Genomic DNA, 18,019 nt, shown 5'->3' with positions numbered 1-18,019 from the left:
AGTAAAAATGGCAGTTCGCCGATCAATTGTGGCAACAAAATGGCATTTGCCTGTGAGCACTTTTTTATCGGGCAAATTGTTGTATAGTCACGGCTAATGACTCATAACCCGAGATTTCAGCGCTCATGAAACGCATCGCTATCGTGGAAGATGAAGTTGCCATCCGCGAGAACTATAAGGACGTATTACAAAATCAGGGCTATAGCGTACAAGGTTATGCCAATCGCGCTGAAGCGATGCACGCATTCAATACCCGCCTGCCGGATCTGGCGATTATTGATATTGGGCTGGAACACGAAATAGATGGTGGTTTTACCCTATGCCAGGCATTACGGGCGATGTCTAATGCTTTGCCCATCATATTTCTCACTGCCCGGGACAGCGATTTCGATACGGTTTGCGGATTACGCCTTGGCGCTGATGATTATCTCAGCAAGGATGTCAGTTTTCCGCATTTGCTGGCACGCTTAGCCGCACTGTTTCGGCGCAGTGAATTAGCGGGCAGCAACCTTCAAAGCGAATCATTGATGGAACGCGGTCACTTGTCGATAGATGCTAACCGCATTCAGGTTTGCTGGAAGAATGCCCCAATTGAACTCACGGTGACTGAATTTTGGATGGTACACGCGCTGGCAAAGCATCCCGGCCATGTGCGCAGCCGGGGCGATCTGATGCAGGAAGCCAAAATTTATGTGGATGACAGTACGATCACGTCTCACGTTAAACGTATTCGCAAGAAGTTTCTGGCGCTCGATCCGGAATTCGACTGCATCGATACCGTCTACGGCATGGGCTATCGCTGGGATAGTCAAGCGTGAAGCTGCCGGTTTATCACCCGCCCATCGGTCTGCGCACCAAAACGCTGGTATTGTCGTTATTTCTATTAGGTTTGCCCTGGCTCAGTTATCAATACGTCTGGGAAATGGAAAAATACCTGCGTCATGGCCAGGAAAAAACGCTGGAAGGGACGACGCAAGCGTTAGCGACTGCACTACATGAACGCCCCAAGCTCTTTGACTCGCAGGCAAGCTTTCTAAAACAGGTAGAGAAAGGCCGCGACCTCTATGCTTATCCGCTACAAGGCCCGATCCAGCTGGATGGCAAACTGGACGACTGGGAACAATATCGCAGCAAATCGATGGAATACGGCGACGGTTACCGCTTGTTTCTGGCACAAAACAGCGACTCGAAACTGTCATTCCGCCATATGGTGGGCAAATACAGCGGTTACCTCTATGGCTTTTTTGAAGTCACCGATCCGCACGTTGTCTATCGTGGTCGTAACAGTCTGGCCGTTGATCGCAATGACTATCTGGATATTGCCACCCAGGCATCGGATGGCAGCTTTCACCGTTATGTGGTGGCCAATATGAAAGACGGCTGGCTCAGCAGTTATGAATTGCCCGCCGATGCCACCCTCACCTCACCGGTTGTCCCGGAAAACCGCATTCAGGGGCAGTGGCGTAAAACCGAACAGGGTTACAATATTGAACTGCGAATGCCACTAGAAATGGTGGGCAGTAAACTGGGATTTGCCATCCACGATGTGAATAACCGTAAGACCCGGCAACTGGAAGCCGTTGTCGGCACGTCTGCCACCGACAGTGTTGACCGACTCGGTACTGTGTTAGTACCGTCGCCAGAAATTGAAAGCATTATCAAAGGTATGAGCCATAATAGTTCACGTATATGGGTAGTGGATACCCATGGACGCGTGCTAGCGAAGTCGGGCGATATCCGCAACAGCAATGGCGTGTGGGGCGAAGTTGATGATGAACCGGAGACCTTCTGGAGTCGCCTGCAAAAGCAATATCTCAATCCTATCTACTACAAAATCCTGACCCGGCCCCCCAATGACTTTATCGATTCGCTACAGGATTCGACTGAACTGCAAGGCAGTCATATTCAGCAAGCGCTGGCAGGGAATCTGGCCTCGACTTGGCGCCTAACACCTGATAGCAAAGCGGTGGTGTTGTCAGCCGCGAGTCCGATCTGGATTGACAACAAAGTCATGGGCGCAGTGGTGGCAGAAGAAACCACCCATGGCATTCGCACTCTGCGTAACCGTGCCTTGGAGAAGCTGTTCAATATCATCCTGATTGTGATGACTGTTGGTACTCTTGCGTTGTTCTTTTTTGCGTCAAGTATCTCCAGCCGGATTCGTAAGCTCAGGGATCAAGCTGAAAAAGCCATTGATAGTCAGGGACGAGTACGAGACACCATTCCGCCTTCAGCAGTTCGCGATGAAATTGGCGATCTATCACGCAGCTTCGCCAACATAGTGTCTCGGCTAGGACAATATACCCACTATCTGGAAAATATGTCATCGCGGCTATCGCACGAGCTGCGCACGCCGGTGGCGGTAGTCCGTAGCTCGTTGGAACATCTCAGTTTGCAACCCATTGACGGCGAGGCGATGAAATATGTTGACCGGGCGCAGGAAGGCGTAAAAAGGCTATCGTTGATCCTCGCCAATATGAGTGAAGCCACCCGCCTCGAGGAATCGCTTAACAACAGCGAAGCTGATCAGTTTCCGCTAACCAAAGTCGTCAGCGGCTGCGTTGCCGGGTATCAGATGACTTACCCGCAAAAGCGCTTTACCTTGAAACAACCGGATGAGCCATTAATGATGCTGGGGGTGCCGGAATACATCGCGCAATTGCTGGATAAACTCATCAGCAATGCGCTGGAATTTCATACGCCGGATTCACCGATTAATCTGGTACTCCGGATACAGGCGAAACAGGCGATCCTCACCGTTGAAAATAAAGGGCCATTACTGCCTGAGAATATGAGCGAGCAGATCTTCGAATCGATGGTTTCAGTGCGTCCCGCAGGTAATCAAGAAAAGCCGCATTTGGGGCTGGGACTTTATATCGCCAGGCTAATCGCCGCGTTTCATGGTGGCAGCATCAAAGCCGCGAATCTGGGTGATGGCTCCGGCGTCATGTTCACCTTAACCTTGCCACTTCCCGGCTAACATGAACAACTCTCAGGCTGGCAGGAGTTCCCCACAGCCATTTCAGTGTTAAGATGCCTGTTCACCCTGAAGCCAACGTTCAGGGAACACAGGTCTTACATTCAGAACATCAGCAGTACAAGAGCCTAATAATGAAAAGAGCTACCAAAATAGTTTCCCTAGGAAGGGACAAAAAATGGACTAAAGGCGTAGTCAATCCGCCGGTCGTTCGCGCTTCCACCGTTTTATTTGACAGCCTTGAACACATGGCCAAAGCTGGCGCTGGCCGCAGTAAAGGCGAACTGTATTATGGTCGTCGCGGCACCGATACCCATTTTGCACTCCAAGCCGCTGTCGCCGAATTAGAAGGTGGCGCAGGTACTGCACTCTATCCTTCTGGCGCGGCGGCTATCTCGGGCGCACTTTTATCTTTTCTAAAAAGTGGTGACCACCTGTTAATGGTTGACAGTGTATATGAACCTACCCGCGCACTTTGTGACAATCTGCTGGCGGGTCTGGGAATCGAGACCACGTATTATGATCCCATGATAGGTGCCGGGATTGCTGAGCTTATTCGTCCCAGTACCAAAGTGCTGTACCTAGAGTCCCCCGGTTCGCTCACGATGGAAGTCCAGGACGTACCGACATTATGCAAAATTGCACATGAGCATGGACTTGTCACCATGCTGGACAACACCTGGTCATCTCCCATTAATTGCCGTCCGTTTGAATTAGGGGTCGATATCTCCATTCAGGCTGCCACCAAATATATTGTGGGCCACTCAGATGTGATGATGGGTACCGCCACTGCCAGCGAACAGTATTGGGAACAGTTGCGCGAAAACAGCTATCTGCTCGGCCAATGTGTATCTGCCGACGATGCCTATCTCGCACTGCGTGGATTACGCACCCTTGGGGTACGTATGGCGCAACAAGAGAAAAACGCACTTGAGATCGCCCATTGGTTAGAAACTCGTCCTGAGATTGATCACATTCGTCATCCGGCATTTCCGTCATGTCCGGGGCATGAATTCTTTCAGCGCGACTATCTCGGCAGTAACGGGCTGTTTTCGTTTCTACTGAAATCAGGCAACCGTAAAGCAATGCAGGCGTTTGTCGAAGGCATGGAGCACTTCAAGATGGGCTTTTCTTGGGGCGGTTATGAAAGCCTGATCCTGGCGGAATTTGGTGTTGAAAAAATCCGCACGGCTACCCGATGGGACAGCAGCAAACCGATGTTCCGGGTACATATTGGTCTGGAAGACCCAGAGGATCTGATTGCAGATCTGGAAGCCGCCTTCGAGCGTTACCATGCGGCACTTGGCGCATAACCGATTCCGTAATAGGAAGCTGATTAATGGGTGGCTCCTTGCCACCCTTTTTGTAGGCCATTGGCAACTCGTAGCGGTGTTATTGCATGCTGTACTTTGCGAATACATGCTTCACTGTTATGTTGGTTACCATAACGCCTAAAAGGAGCCCACCATGAATTGTCACCGCATCAACGAATTGCTGGAATTACTCAATCCTGCCTGGCAAAAATCCTCTGAGCTGAATCTGCTGCAATTCATCGTACAACTGGCACAAGAAGCGGGTTACCAAGGCGAATTGCAGGACTTATCCGATGATGTATTAATCTATCATTTGAAAATGCGAGATGCCGATAAAAGTCAGCCTATTCCCGGGCTGCAAAAAGATTATGTCGCCGACTTTAAAACAGAAATTCTACGTGCCAGAGGAATGCTGGACGAATAATGCTTCCATGAATTTTCGCGCGGAGATTAGATGATAAACGATATCTCCATATTTTCTTTTAAAATAACGCGCCTGAAATCTGCAGTTTACCTTCGCTGCGGCCGTGCATTGTTTATCCAAAATATCTACGATAAATTGATACAAAATTGACAGCTGTAATCTGCAAGCACTGACCTAGTCTTAAAATCGCACCTTGTTATCGAAAGGCGCACCTTATACGTGTCGTCGCTGGCAGCATTAAGCAAACCAATATTCAAACCACTTAATACATGGACGTTTTATGATCATTGTACTGATCACAGCCGTTGTGCTGTATTTTTCGATTCAGTTACTTCAGCGAGATCGTGCTGCAACAGACTTTGGCACCGCATTTACCATAGTGTTTGTCCCAGCCTTAATTATTTTTCTGGGAAACTTAGCAATTGGTTTATTGGGACTGCCACCACTGCTCACGTTTGTTCCCATGGCGTTGGCAATTGTCTCTATCTTTCTTATTTCCAAACACGCCTTTGAGTGGGGCAATAAAAAGTCGTTGATACTCACCGCGATTTACTTTCTTACGCTAGTGGTTTCTGAGGTCGGTATCACCCGGTTAGTGGCATGACAAGTCACTTGCCCCAGTAGTAAAAATACCAGCTCAAAACGCTTTTCCCGACATTGACGTTGCGCTGGCATTCGTCACCGCTGACGAGCGGTTATCTGATGAATATATTTTGAAATACATTAAATCAGACTCGACGCCGCACACAGAGGTAATAATGTCTTAACATTGCAAAATTAGAAGCCGTGAACGCTTCAATGCACCATAACGAATTCAGCCTAGCAGTTGATGTCGCTATTGAATGATGCGTAATGATTTATACCCTGTTGTTTTGCATTGAATTTACTGCGAATCAAGTTAGTCTGTGGTGTAGTCACGTGAAGAAGGTATTGATAAAAAAATGACAACGTTAATTTTGACATCGGAGATTACTTGCCCCGAGTGTGGTTTCAAGAAACAAGAGCAAATGCCGACCAATGCCTGCATATTCTTTTACGAATGTACATCGTGTCATCAGCTATTAAAGCCAAATCCCGGCGACTGTTGTGTCTTCTGCTCGTTTGGCTCAGTAAAGTGCCCACCAATACAACAAGGGAAAAACTGTTGTTGTCATTGAGAACCACTTCCACCTCCGCTGGAATATGGCTAAAAGGCTAAGTTTCTATGCATCACACCAGCATTAGCCAAGTTAAACAACCAGAACGATGATAAAAAAATTAGGGAAAAATGATGCGAAAAATTTTACTCATTGGCTGTCTGATTAGTAGCTTTCATCTGATGGCTGAAACGCCAAAAAGCACTGAGCCTAGTCCCTTGCTAGCAGTACCAGAAATTCAATCGTTCGTGACACAGCACAAAGGTGAATTTAACGGTACAACAATTAGTTATACAGCCACCGTAAGCAATATGCATTTGTATAATGATAAAGGTGACGTTATTGCTGATGCTGTCACTACCGCCTACGTGGCTGACAGTAAGCAACATCGTCCGGTCACGTTTGTGTTTAACGGTGGACCGGGGTCTGCGTCCATTTGGTTACACATGGGCATGTTTGGTCCAAAACTTGTGGTTGTTCCTAGCGACGCTCAAGATGCCGGGAATTCACCGTATCAAATTATTGATAACCATCTGAGTCCATTAGATAAAACCGACTTAGTCTTCATCGATCCTATCGGCACTGGATATAGCAAACTCGCAGGCAAAGGCAGTGCCAAGGATGTATGGGGCATGGCGGAAGATGCCAAATCCGTAAGCCAGATTGTGAAACGCTGGATTGCGAAAAACAACCGGTGGAACTCAGCAAAATATTTAGCGGGTGAAAGTTACGGAACGACTCGTGCTGCAGCAATGCAGCCGTATCTGGATGACGGTATGTCTCCTATCCGCATGAATGGTTTGATTTTAATTAGCCAAGCGCTGGATTATGAAGGCAGCACCCCCACCGCTGATAATATGATTTCCCATGTGACCTATTTGCCAACAATGGCCGCGACGGCTTGGTATCACCATAAAATTGACCAAACAAGTATCACGCTGCCAGCGTTAGTCGCAGAGGTAAAAGCCTTTGCGGTCAACACCTACCTCCCGGCGTTGTTTAAAGGGAGTGCATTGCCGCAAAATGAATTTGACGCTGTAGCAGAAAAACTCGCCTATTACACCGGACTGCCGCTGAAGCTGGTTAAACGGGCGAATTTACGCATTAATGCCAAACATCATGTGAAATTATTGAAGGCAGATGAAGGTCTTGCCGTCGGTCGTTTGGATTCCCGCTATAGTAACGATGAACTTGATGATTTGGATTCATTCCCCAAATATGACGCAGCCAGTGTTGCCGTATCAGCCGCTTACAACGCCGCATTACGTCATTATTTTGCAACAGATCTTAAGGTTAGCTGGGACCGCGATTACGTGGTGAGTTCCAAAGAGGTAGATCATAACTGGGTTTATGATCGCACCCCGGGCCGTGAACCTCATTATGTTAATGCTGCGCATGCCTTGTCAGAAGAGATGCGTAAAAATCCCAGCCTGAAAATCCTGTTGGCTAGCGGTTATTTTGACTATGCCACGCCGTTCTTTGATGGTGAATATACTTTCGGACGATACGGTATCGATTTATCCCGAGTCACTCGTACTTATTATGAATCAGGCCACATGATCTATTTGCACAAACCGGATCGAGAAAAGCTGGCACATGATATTCACCAGTTTTACGAATAATAACCACCATTAAAACATTACAACCTGGTCAGATGCCCAACCGAAGGGTATCTGACGATTCCCTGCTACTGACATTGTCATTGTCACATGTAGTTGCGTAAGAGTTATTCAACACGAACGCGGTACAGTTTGCTGCAGAGGTTTAATGATTAAAGGAGAGATAACAGCGTTCACTGTGGGGTTACAGCCAACGCATCACCAGGTGATGAACAAAAAAATAAGCCGCCGTTCTCCGATATTGCATACATCGATTTAAAAACACATCAGCATGTCCTGCAAATGGTAACCAGCTTTACCAGCTTACGGTTTTAACCTTCTTTACCACGAAAGTTTTGCATTGCCTCCGCGCATTTTGAGCCGCTATAGCGTTAACCATTTACGTTGTTAACTGGCGGCGAGGCTAACTTTACACTCTGATAAATAAGGGAAACCAACATCACATTCTTAAACAATAAAATAGCAAAATTGCGTTACATCAAATAATTCCATTCTCATCTATGGCAAAAACAACTAGGAGCATGTCGGTGTACTTGTAGCACTTTTCCGACGTTGCTGGGATTCAGGATAAATCTCAACGGCAGTTGATCATAAAAGGGAACGTACACTATGGATATCGCCATACTCACTGGATGCGCCATTTTGCTTGCGCTTAACTTATTATTCGCATGGCGAGCATTTACTAATCGACTGAATCTCACGCATGCTAAACGGTGTCTTTGGGTGATGGCTGGTCTGCTGTTAGGGCCAATCGGCTACTATGCATATGAAGGGCTATTACCTACAGAATTATTTTGCGAGGATTGACTACAGGATGGCGTGAACCAACACCTCATCCGGGTCTTCGGCCTTACGTAGTTGTGGGGCGATCCCCTGCTGCAGCGCTTGTTTATAATTTTGGTGCATCCTCACTGCCATTGTTAAGTCTGAACGAATAGTCAACTTTCCTTCACCACCAGTCTTTATCCCCGCCATTTCACACCATTTCAGTAACTCCCGTTTGCGTCCGGCTAGGATCAGATGAACACCTTGTTTATGTAACTGCTTATGTAATTCGTCAATCATAGACATCACACTGATATCCATGTGGCTAAAACAGCTAACCGCATCAACAACCACACACTCTACCGGCACTTGCTGCTCGGTTATTCGGTGCAGTAATTGCCGCTTAAAATAGACGGCATTGAAATAGGTTAATGGCGAATTAAAGCGATAGATCAATATGCCAGGGATCGGCTTAGCTTTATCGGTTTTATCCAGACTCCGCAAAATCCCTTTCTGGCTGATCCCCAATAGTTGATCGGTCGGCCGCATCACCAAACGGATAAATTGAAACAACCCCAGTAACACCGCCAGGGTAATCCCCGGGATAATGCCAATGAATAACACCGCCAACAAAGTAATGGTTGCCAGCATAAATGCGCCATTATCACGTTTATGCAAACTCCAGACTGCACGAAAATCGATAAGGGAAATGGAGGCAATCACTAACACAACCCCCAGGGCTGGGGCAGGAATAAATTGCAACGGGGAAGTGAAAAACAACACAACGATGAGGATTAATACTGCACTGAAAACCGAAACTAACTGGCTTTTACCACCGTTGGCATCATTAACCGCTGTACGAGAGTCAGCACCACTGATCGCAAACCCCTGTGAGATAGCCGCAGCGATATTGGCAATGCCTAAAGCTCGAAACTCTTTATCAGCATCAATGTCGTAACCATTTTTGGCAGCAAAACTTCGGGCGGTGAGCATCATGCTGATAAAACTTACCATTGCCAAGTTCAGCGCGGGCATCACCATTTCACGCACAATACCTAAATCAAACACCGGGCTCTGAAATTCCGGAAATCCGCCTTTAGTTTCACCCACAATATCGACGCCATAATGCGCCACATTGGCGAACCATGACAATAAAGTCGCCCCAACAATCGCCACCATAGCTGCAGGCCACTGTGGCCTGAGCCACCGCGCTATCAGAAAAATGGCCAAAGTGATCAGCGCCACACCTAGGGTGGGCAGATGAGTCAATTGCAGGTACTCAACGGAATGATACAAACGCTCGAGCAAATAACGTTCCGTAAAAGTGAAGCCGCAAATATTGGCGGCCTGGCCGACAATAATGGTGATTGCCACACCATTAAGTAATCCCATTAGGATGGGCTTAGACAAAAACTCTGCCAAGACGCCGAAGCTAAAACGCGAGGCCAAGAGACACCAGAACCCCGTCATCAGCGTCATGGTCATCACTAGTTGCCACTGACGTACCGGGTCGCCGCCAGCTAATGGCGTAACGACTGCCGCAATGACGGCACAGGTGGCCGCATCGGGGCCAACGATGAGCTGTTTTGACGTACCAAAGATCGCATACATCAACATAGGTAAGATGCAGGCATATAATCCGGCAACCGCGGTAACGCCGGTTAACTGTGCATAAGCGATTGCGACAGGTAACGCCACCGCGGTGACAGACAACGCTGCCCGTAAATCATCCTTCAGCCACTCACGTTGATACTGCAGTAGCCCGTCCAGTCCGGGAAACCATTGGGAGAACCGGGAATCTTGAGTGATGGCGGAAAAGGTGACTTTACTATCCATGTCGCTCCCGTCAGCCCATAAAGAAAAGAGTTATTTTTATAAGTTATGACATGGAAATCGTCATGTTGCGAGAGCTAACCATTTCATTTGATAAAAATAAAAGCACTTCATTACGAAAGATGGTCATCAGCGGTTCTTTAAACGCATCATTCGCAGTTTGTAACACTCTTTGCGGTTGGCAGATAGCCAATGAGGCTTTACCATTGCTGTCCCGCAACGCTGGTCTCTGGCAAAGATTTATCTCGAGGTATTTTTGAATAACGCCGTTTCACCTTCACCAACAGAATTGGGGTTGCCGCTTTACCTCTTACTGCCCATGCTGGCGGCAATTATGGCAATTACGCCGCTGACGATTGATATGTATCTGCCCGCAATGGCGATTATTGCCGACAGTTTTCATTCCGACGTCACCACCGTACAGCAGTCGCTGAGTGTGTATCTGGCAGGTTATTCTATCGGCATGCTGACATTTGGGCCATTAGCGGATCGTATCGGTCGTCGTCCGCTGGTGATTACCGGACTGTCAGGTTTTATGTTGTGCAGTATTGGGCTCGCCCTTTCGCCCTCATTACAGCTGTTTATGATATTGCGATTTGTACAAGCCTTTATCGGCGCCGCAGCCACGGTTGTTATCCCAGGTTACATCAAGGAAATTTACGGCGAAAATACTGCCAAAGGCATGTCATACGTCAGCCTGATTATGATGCTGGCACCGTTGTTGGCACCGAGTATTGGTAGCCTGATCCTTGGTTTTGGTCATTGGCCCCTGATCTTTATCATCCTGGCCATTTATGCGGGCGCACTATTGCTGCTGGTCAGCCTGAAACTGAAAATGGCCTCGGATGCCAAAGGTGCTCCGCATAGCACGCAATCATTTTTAGGCAACTACCGTATCGTGTTGTCACGGCCGGGTGTCAAACCCTATCTCGCCAGTGGTTTATTGTGCGCGTTAGCGTTTTTCTGCTATCTCACCGCCTCCCCGTTCGTTTATATGGAAGTATTCCATCTGAGCAAATCGCTGTTTGCCATTCTGTTCAGCTGTAACGTTGGAGCGCTGGCCATTGCCAACATTCTTAACTCTCGCTTAGTTGTGCGTTTTGGCCCCAGAAGAATGCTGGCGGTTGCGACCATGACTGGCACAGTATCGGCACTAGCATTGGTGACCGTTAATCTGCTGGGGCTGGAATATTACTGGACGGTCATTACCCTGGCACCACTGATGGGCTCAATGGGCATCATGTCGGTGAACTCTGATGCGATTGTGCTGATGAAGTTTAAACAGGAAACCGGCACGGCTACGGCTGTTATCGGAACACTACGCTTTGGCATAGGCGCGATGGCCGGCCCAATATTGGCGTTTTTCTATACCGGAACTGCCGTGCCTTTCGCCGCAATTATGTTAGCAGCCATTGTGCTAATTGGCGTGTGCCAATTATTTACAGGACCCGGCACACTAAAATCGCCAACAGCACCTTAAGCCCTCCCTCATATAGATAATTGCGACCTGGCAATATCGCGGCTAGGCACTGTCAGCAACAGGGAAATAACATAAAGTTGTGAAAATGTGATGCTGACAGGCTTGCATAATCGTCTTTTTTCAATATGATGAATCCTGTCCTTCAGGACAAGAACCCCCATCTTACAGGGTGGCAAGCCGCAATGGCCGGGTTCAGGGTGGCAGGAATTACCCTTCCTGCTAATTGTTAGAGCGATTACCGTCGCTGTAAAAGTTACTGTTTACCGTAACGGTATCTTCTTATCTTGAGGAAATTACAATGGAGATGCTTTCCGGCGCCAGCATGATCGTGCGTTCACTGATCGATGAAGGCGTTAAACATATCTTTGGCTACCCAGGTGGCTCCGTTCTAGACATTTACGACGCACTACACGAAAAATCCGATATTGAGCATATTCTGGTTCGCCATGAACAGGCCGCTGTGCATATGGCTGACGGCTACGCACGTGCCACCGGCAAAGTGGGCGTAGTACTGGTGACATCTGGTCCTGGTGCAACTAATGCGATTACCGGTATTGCCACCGCATATATGGATTCCGTGCCATTAGTGGTGTTGTCAGGTCAGGTGCCAAGCAATCTGATTGGTAATGATGCCTTTCAGGAATGCGACATGATTGGTATTTCCAGACCTGTGGTAAAACACAGCTTTCTGGTGACCGATCCACAAGAAATTCCCAATATCATTAAAAAGGCGTTTTACATTGCGTCCAGTGGCCGCCCAGGCCCAGTAGTGGTAGACCTGCCAAAAGATTGCCTGAATCCGGCAATTAAATATGAATACCAGTATCCTAAGAGCGTTAAGTTACGTTCGTATAACCCGACTATCTCGGGTCACAAGGGTCAGATCCGTCGAGGATTACAGGCATTATTGGAAGCCAAACAGCCAGTACTGTACGTTGGTGGAGGCGCCATAATTTCTGAATGCTCAGCGCAAATCCGCCAGCTGGCTGAAAAGCTTAACTTGCCTGTGGTAAACACCCTCATGGGTTTAGGCGCCTTCCCCGGCAGTCATCCGCAGAATCTGGGGATGTTGGGGATGCACGGTGTATATGAAGCCAATATGGCGATGCACAATTGCGATCTGATCTTTGGTATCGGTGTCCGGTTTGACGACCGCACAACCAACAATGTGGCCAAGTACTGCCCTAATGCCACTGTGATGCATATCGATATCGATCCCTCATCCATTTCTAAAACCGTGCATGCGGATATCCCAATTGTGGGTTCAGCTGACAATGTGCTGGATGAGATGCTGGAGCTGTTACGGGAACCTGAACTGTTTCCACAACAGGATACTGCCGCGCTGGAGAACTGGTGGCAACAGATCAACGGCTGGCGCGAACGCCATTGTCTGAATTATCAGAAATCCAGTGAACGCATCAAGCCACAACAAGTGGTAGAAATGCTGTATAAATTGACCCAGGGCGACGCCTATGTGGCCTCTGATGTAGGTCAGCATCAGATGTTTGCGGCGCTCTATTATCCGTTTGATAAACCTCGCCGTTGGATCAACTCCGGGGGTCTCGGCACCATGGGCTTTGGTCTGCCAGCAGCGATGGGCGTGAAGATGGCGCTGCCGGATGAAACCGTGGTGTGTGTGACCGGTGACGGCTCAATTCAGATGAATATCCAAGAACTGTCCACCGCCCTGCAATATGGCGTTCCGGTAAAAATCATCAACCTTAACAACCGTTTTCTGGGCATGGTTAAACAGTGGCAGGATATTATATATGCTGGCCGCCATTCTCAGTCTTACATGGACTCGGTGCCTAACTTCGCCAAGATTGCCGAAGCGTATGGTCATGTGGGTATGACCATCAGCAATCCAGCAGAGCTGGAAAGCAAACTGGCTGAAGCGCTGGCAATGACCGACAAACTGGTATTTGTTGATATCAGTGTCGATGAGACCGAACACGTTTACCCCATGCAGATCCGGGGTGGCGCGATGAGTGACATGTGGTTGAGCAAAACGGAGAAATGCTGATGAAACGCCGAATTATTTCTGTATTGATGGAAAACCAACCTGGCGCTTTGTCTCGAGTGGTTGGCCTGTTTTCTCAACGCGGTTATAACATTGAAACCTTGACCGTAGCGCCCACTGATGACGCAACCCTGTCACGGTTAACTGTCACCGTATTTGCAGATGATTTCATTCTGGAACAGATTGAAAAGCAACTGCATAAGCTGATTGACGTACTCAAGGTGTCCAATATCACTGAATCCAGTTATGTGGAACGCGAATTGGCACTGATCAAAGTCAAGGCAACCGGCGAAACCCGCGATGAAGTAAAAAGGACTGCGGATATTTTTCGTGGCCAAATTGTCGATGTGACCCCAACGCTGTACACCATCCAGATGACAGGGACCAGTGAAAAGCTGGATGCTTTCGTCCAGTCACTGGCAGAAACAACAAAAGTTGTAGAAGTATCACGTTCAGGTATTGTCGGCCTCGCTCGTGGCGATAAGTCCATGAAAGCTTAGATATTTATTTTAAACATCATCAATTTAGCAAAAGCTCCCATGGGAGCTTTTGCTATTTTTTTACGCAAACCTGCAAAATATTTCAGCTTGTCACATAGCTGTCATTTAGCAATGTAAGAATGCTCACCGTCAATTAACCAAATGACGGAAAGTCACTTTTTAGGATTGCTATATGAACAACTTGCTTAAAGGCGCCCTGTTAGGTTGTACCATTGCCGCATCAGCTTCTGTATATGCAGATACTGTTATTAACGGTGCCGGTGCGACCTTCCCATACCCTGTCTATGCTAAGTGGGCAGAGCAATACAACAAGGAAACCGGTGTTAAGTTGAACTACCAAGCCATTGGCTCTGGTGGTGGTATCAAACAAATTATTGCCAAGACTGTAGATTTCGGTGCCTCTGACGCGCCGCTCGACAAAGCAAAACTGGACAAAGAAGGTCTGGTTCAATTCCCTGCGGTCATGGGCTCCATCGTTGCGGTAGTTAACCTGCCGGGTGTTAAGGCGGGTGAACTGAAACTGTCTGGCGCACTGCTGGCGGATATCTACCTGGGTAAAGTAAAAAGCTGGGATGACAAAGCCATTGCCGATCTGAACAGCGGCGTAAAACTGCCACACACTCCTATCTACACCGTACACCGTTCAGACGGTTCTGGTACTACTTACAACTTCACCGATTATCTGGCTCGCGTAAGCAGTGACTGGAAATCCAAAGTAGGTGTTGATAAAGAAGTTGCTTGGCCACAGGAAGCTCATCAGCTGGGCGGTAAAGGCAACGCCGGTGTCGCTAACTTCGTAAAACGTACTAAAGGCTCTATCGGTTACGTTGAGTACGCTTATGCCAAGACCAACAACCTGGCCTACACCCAAATGCAGAACCAAGCTGGCAAGTTTGTTCAGCCAACCATGGAAGCGTTCATGGCTGCTGCGGCAAACGCAGACTGGGCAAATGCTCCTGGCTTCAAACTGATCCTGAACGACCAGCCAGGTGCTGCTTCATGGCCAATGACAGCCGCAACCTTCATCCTGATGCATAAGTCTCAGGCCAACGAAGCCACAGCAAAAGAAGTGCTGAAGTTCTTCGAGTGGAGCTACGCCAACGGTGACGAACTGGCTTCGCAGCTGGAATACGTGCCAATGCCAGATAACGTTGTGAAGATGGTTGAAACCATGTGGCACAGCGATATCAAAACAGCTGGTGGCAAAGCTGTTTACTAAAAATTGCCTCAATATGGCCCTCGCTTCTCGCGAGGGCTTAGCTATTTCTGAAAAAGTTGTGACTTTATGACTGCAATATCATTGAGAACACTTCCCTGGCAGGGAGACGATATTTTCCGTCGTGCGTGTCTCGCCAGCGCGGGATTGATTTCCGTGTTGATGTTTGCCCTGCTACTGTCGTTATGTATTGGTGCCTGGCCTGCACTGGATAAGTTCGGGCTGGGATTTTTTACCAGTAGTGAATGGAATCCGGTGACTAAAGAGTTTGGTGCCGCCAATGCTTTATATGGCACTTTGGTATCGTCTATCATCGCCGTCGCCCTCGCGCTGCCAGTAGGTGTAGGTGTGGCGATTTTCCTGTCTGAGCTCTGCCCGGCTTGGTTATCCCGCCCCTTATCCATCGCGATTGAACTGCTGGCAGCCGTACCCAGCATTATCTATGGTATGTGGGGCCTGTTCGTATTTGCACCCTGGTTCTCCGACGGTTTTCAAGTGTGGGCAGGAGAGCACCTGTCCGAGTTACCGGTTATTGGTGCATTGTTCAGCGGTCCGCCAATGGGGGTTGGTTTGCTGACATCAGGGATCATTCTCGCATTCATGATCCTGCCGATCCTGACTTCATTGATTAAAGAAGCCTTATCTACCGTCCCCAAGGTCTTACGTGAAGCAACATACGGCATTGGCGCAACCCAGTTTGAAGTGATTGTAAAAGTGTTACTGCCTGCTATCAAAGGTCCGATTTTTGGGGCATTGATCCTGGCGCTTGGCCGAGCCCTAGGCGAAACCATGGCAATCACCTTTGTGATCGGTGGTGCCCAAAGTATCGATTCCAGTCTATTTATGCCGGCAACGTCCATCTCCGCCACCATTGCAGAACAGTTCAATGAAGCCACAGGCGATATGCATATTTCCGCCTTGATTGGGTTGGGACTGGTACTGTTCATGATCACTTTCCTGGTGATGGGTTCTGCCCGCATTTTGTTGCGGAGGAAAGCTAAATGATCCGCAAATTTAAAAATCAACTATTCAAAGCCCTGTGTTTACTGGCCACGCTGATTGGTCTGGGCATTTTGGTACTTATCCTGTTTACCCTGTTCCAGAAAGGCATGGCAGGTATGAGCTGGAGTTTGTTTACCGAGATCACTCCCGGACCAGGTGGTGAAGGTGGTTTGGCCAATGCGATTGTCGGTAGCATCATCATGACCTTACTGGGTATTGTGATTGCCGCACCAATTGGCATTCTGGCCGGCACCTGGTTAGCGGAGTATGGCCAGAACTCTAAAACCGCTGACACTATTCGCTTCCTTAACGGCATGTTGATGAGTGCCCCCTCTATCCTTATCGGCCTGTTTGTTTACGAGATGGTAGTGGTATTCATGGGTCACTTCTCCGGTTGGGCGGGCGCTATTTCGTTGGCCATCATTGCGCTGCCAGTCATCATCAGTACCACGGAAGAGATGTTAAAGCTGGTGCCTGTCACCTTGCGTGAAGCAGGGGCTGGCCTCGGCACACCACGCTGGAAAGTTACCGTTAAATTGAGCTATCGCGCTGTCGGCACCGGCATAATCACTGGCATTCTGTTGTCAGTCGCTCGCATCAGCGGTGAAACAGCCCCGTTACTGTTCACCGCGCTCAATTCAAGTTTTATGACCGTCAATCCCAATGAGCCAATGGCAAACTTGCCGGTCACTATTTACCAATTTGCAATGAGTCCTTATGACTCCTGGAACCAACTGGCCTGGTCTGGCGCGCTGCTGATCACAATGGCCATTTTGTTTTTGAACATTATTTCTAGGGTACTGCCCCAGTTGAAAAAGCGGAGGTCATGATGAGTCTGGTCGCGCAATTAAAAGATTACAAACAACCCCAACAAGTAAAACCACTGGTACGTCGGATGGAAATTAAGGATCTGAATTTCTTCTATGGCAAAGACAAACAAGTATTGTTTGACGTCAATTTGCCAATCTATCAGAACCGGGTTACCGCAATGATCGGTCCATCGGGTTGTGGTAAATCTACCCTGCTCCGTTGTCTTAACCGTATTTATGAGTTGTATCCACATCAGTACGCAGAAGGCAGCATCACGCTGGGCGAAACGTCAGTGTTGGACCGCAAAGTCGACTTAAATGACCTGCGCGCCAAAATCGGCATGGTGTTTCAAAAGCCTACACCGTTTCCAATGAGCATCTATGACAACATCGCTTTTGGTATTAAGCTCTACGAACGATTGTCTAAAAAAGATATGGATCATCGCGTCAAAGAGGCGTTGCAGCAGGCTCAGTTATGGAATGAAGTAAAAGATAAGCTCCATAGCGATGCTTCAGGCTTGTCTGGTGGACAACAGCAACGGCTATGTATAGCACGTACTATCGCATTGAAACCAGATGTTATTCTGATGGATGAGCCGACTTCTGCCTTGGACCCCATCGCCACGCAGGGGATTGAAGAGCTGATAACTGAACTGCGAAAAAATTACACTATCGTGATTGTGACCCATAACATGCAACAAGCTGCCCGTATTTCCGATTTTACTGCCTTTATGTATTTGGGTGAGCTGATTGAATTCGGTGAAACTAAACAGGTATTCCAGCAACCGGTAAACGACCGCACCCGCAATTATGTAAGTGGTACTTTCGGTTAATTGCGATGTTGAGCAAAACGCTGCGGGCTTTACCATTTCACTATCTGTAGTTTGCTTTATAGACAAAAACGCCAGCAAAGATGCTGGCGTTT

The 18,019-nt window shown here is 48.2% G+C and carries 15 protein-coding genes; 14 read left to right on the top strand and 1 reads right to left on the bottom strand.

The features are described from left to right. Positions 1-125 precede the first annotated feature (125 nt). The 7 genes from pdsR to PY479_RS04955 all read left to right on the top strand — a co-directional run bounded on the left by pdsR (position 126) and on the right by PY479_RS04955 (position 7,472). A complete protein-coding gene (gene pdsR / locus PY479_RS04985; RefSeq protein ID WP_275483066.1) occupies positions 126-818 on the top strand; it encodes a proteobacterial dedicated sortase system response regulator in 693 nt (230 codons plus the stop codon). Then, positions 815-2,980, top strand: coding sequence for a proteobacterial dedicated sortase system histidine kinase (pdsS, locus tag PY479_RS04980; RefSeq protein WP_275483065.1), 2,166 nt, complete (start codon positions 815-817; stop codon positions 2,978-2,980). The genes pdsR and pdsS overlap by 4 nt, the downstream gene beginning before the upstream one ends. A gap of 131 nt (positions 2,981-3,111) precedes the next feature. Beyond that, on the top strand, positions 3,112-4,290 hold the full coding sequence (locus tag PY479_RS04975) for a cystathionine beta-lyase (protein WP_275483064.1): 1,179 nt from the start codon (positions 3,112-3,114) through the stop codon (positions 4,288-4,290). Positions 4,291-4,444: 154 nt separating this feature from the next. Beyond that, positions 4,445-4,714, top strand: a complete 270-nt coding sequence (locus PY479_RS04970) for a YihD family protein (protein ID WP_212593680.1) — start codon at positions 4,445-4,447, stop codon at positions 4,712-4,714. 280 nt (positions 4,715-4,994) lie between these two features. Further along, positions 4,995-5,318 (top strand): hypothetical protein, encoded by a 324-nt coding sequence (locus PY479_RS04965; RefSeq protein WP_212593681.1) that lies wholly within the window; start codon positions 4,995-4,997, stop codon positions 5,316-5,318. Between the two features lie 337 nt (positions 5,319-5,655). Continuing rightward, entirely contained in the window at positions 5,656-5,871 is a 216-nt protein-coding gene (locus tag PY479_RS04960; protein WP_228730312.1) for a GDCCVxC domain-containing (seleno)protein, read from the top strand. Between the two features lie 110 nt (positions 5,872-5,981). Further along, a complete protein-coding gene (locus tag PY479_RS04955; RefSeq protein WP_275483063.1) occupies positions 5,982-7,472 on the top strand; it encodes a serine carboxypeptidase in 1,491 nt (496 codons plus the stop codon). Between the two features lie 804 nt (positions 7,473-8,276). Here PY479_RS04955 and PY479_RS04950 read toward each other — a convergent pair. Continuing rightward, complete coding sequence (locus tag PY479_RS04950; protein WP_275483062.1) at positions 8,277-10,070, bottom strand: SulP family inorganic anion transporter; 1,794 nt, start codon at positions 10,068-10,070, stop codon at positions 8,277-8,279. Positions 10,071-10,323: 253 nt separating this feature from the next. Between PY479_RS04950 and PY479_RS04945 the strand changes: the two genes are divergently transcribed. From PY479_RS04945 to pstB, 7 genes are all read left to right on the top strand, one after another. Continuing rightward, positions 10,324-11,547: a multidrug effflux MFS transporter gene (locus PY479_RS04945; protein WP_275483061.1), complete on the top strand. Its 1,224-nt coding sequence runs from the start codon at positions 10,324-10,326 to the stop codon at positions 11,545-11,547. 298 nt (positions 11,548-11,845) lie between these two features. Continuing rightward, complete coding sequence (locus PY479_RS04940) at positions 11,846-13,570, top strand: acetolactate synthase 3 large subunit (protein ID WP_212593684.1); 1,725 nt, start codon at positions 11,846-11,848, stop codon at positions 13,568-13,570. After that, positions 13,570-14,067 (top strand): acetolactate synthase small subunit, encoded by a 498-nt coding sequence (ilvN, locus tag PY479_RS04935; RefSeq protein WP_212593685.1) that lies wholly within the window; start codon positions 13,570-13,572, stop codon positions 14,065-14,067. Before PY479_RS04940 ends, ilvN begins: the two co-directional genes overlap by 1 nt. Before the next feature lie 172 nt (positions 14,068-14,239). After that, positions 14,240-15,286 carry a phosphate ABC transporter substrate-binding protein PstS gene (gene pstS, locus PY479_RS04930; protein WP_212593686.1) on the top strand — a complete coding sequence of 349 codons (1,047 nt, stop codon included), beginning with the start codon at positions 14,240-14,242 and terminating at the stop codon, positions 15,284-15,286. A 66-nt stretch (positions 15,287-15,352) separates the two neighbouring features. Continuing rightward, entirely contained in the window at positions 15,353-16,288 is a 936-nt protein-coding gene (pstC, locus tag PY479_RS04925; protein ID WP_212593687.1) for a phosphate ABC transporter permease subunit PstC, read from the top strand. Next, entirely contained in the window at positions 16,285-17,115 is an 831-nt protein-coding gene (pstA, locus tag PY479_RS04920) for a phosphate ABC transporter permease PstA (RefSeq protein ID WP_212593688.1), read from the top strand. Before pstC ends, pstA begins: the two co-directional genes overlap by 4 nt. Then, complete coding sequence (pstB, locus tag PY479_RS04915; RefSeq protein ID WP_212593689.1) at positions 17,112-17,927, top strand: phosphate ABC transporter ATP-binding protein PstB; 816 nt, start codon at positions 17,112-17,114, stop codon at positions 17,925-17,927. The genes pstA and pstB overlap by 4 nt, the downstream gene beginning before the upstream one ends. Positions 17,928-18,019: the final 92 nt, after the last annotated feature.

The sequence above is a fragment of the Shewanella sp. A32 genome, from assembly GCF_029167175.1.
In the GTDB taxonomy this organism is placed as follows: Bacteria; Pseudomonadota; Gammaproteobacteria; order Enterobacterales; family Shewanellaceae; genus Shewanella; species Shewanella yunxiaonensis.
Note: the sequence above shows the minus strand (reverse complement) of the source record. Positions and strands in the feature narration are given on the sequence as shown.

Coding starts and splice junctions, on each gene's coding strand:
- PY479_RS04975 (WP_275483064.1), top strand. CDS start 3,112: ATGAAAAGAGCTACCAAAATAGTTTCCCTAGGAAGGGACAAAAAATGG.
- ilvN (WP_212593685.1), top strand. CDS start 13,570: ATGAAACGCCGAATTATTTCTGTATTGATGGAAAACCAACCTGGCGCT.
- pstA (WP_212593688.1), top strand. CDS start 16,285: ATGATCCGCAAATTTAAAAATCAACTATTCAAAGCCCTGTGTTTACTG.
- PY479_RS04960 (WP_228730312.1), top strand. CDS start 5,656: ATGACAACGTTAATTTTGACATCGGAGATTACTTGCCCCGAGTGTGGT.
- pdsR (WP_275483066.1), top strand. CDS start 126: ATGAAACGCATCGCTATCGTGGAAGATGAAGTTGCCATCCGCGAGAAC.
- PY479_RS04955 (WP_275483063.1), top strand. CDS start 5,982: ATGATGCGAAAAATTTTACTCATTGGCTGTCTGATTAGTAGCTTTCAT.
- PY479_RS04940 (WP_212593684.1), top strand. CDS start 11,846: ATGGAGATGCTTTCCGGCGCCAGCATGATCGTGCGTTCACTGATCGAT.
- pstB (WP_212593689.1), top strand. CDS start 17,112: ATGATGAGTCTGGTCGCGCAATTAAAAGATTACAAACAACCCCAACAA.
- pstC (WP_212593687.1), top strand. CDS start 15,353: ATGACTGCAATATCATTGAGAACACTTCCCTGGCAGGGAGACGATATT.
- PY479_RS04970 (WP_212593680.1), top strand. CDS start 4,445: ATGAATTGTCACCGCATCAACGAATTGCTGGAATTACTCAATCCTGCC.
- PY479_RS04965 (WP_212593681.1), top strand. CDS start 4,995: ATGATCATTGTACTGATCACAGCCGTTGTGCTGTATTTTTCGATTCAG.
- PY479_RS04950 (WP_275483062.1), bottom strand. CDS start 10,070: ATGGATAGTAAAGTCACCTTTTCCGCCATCACTCAAGATTCCCGGTTC.
- pstS (WP_212593686.1), top strand. CDS start 14,240: ATGAACAACTTGCTTAAAGGCGCCCTGTTAGGTTGTACCATTGCCGCA.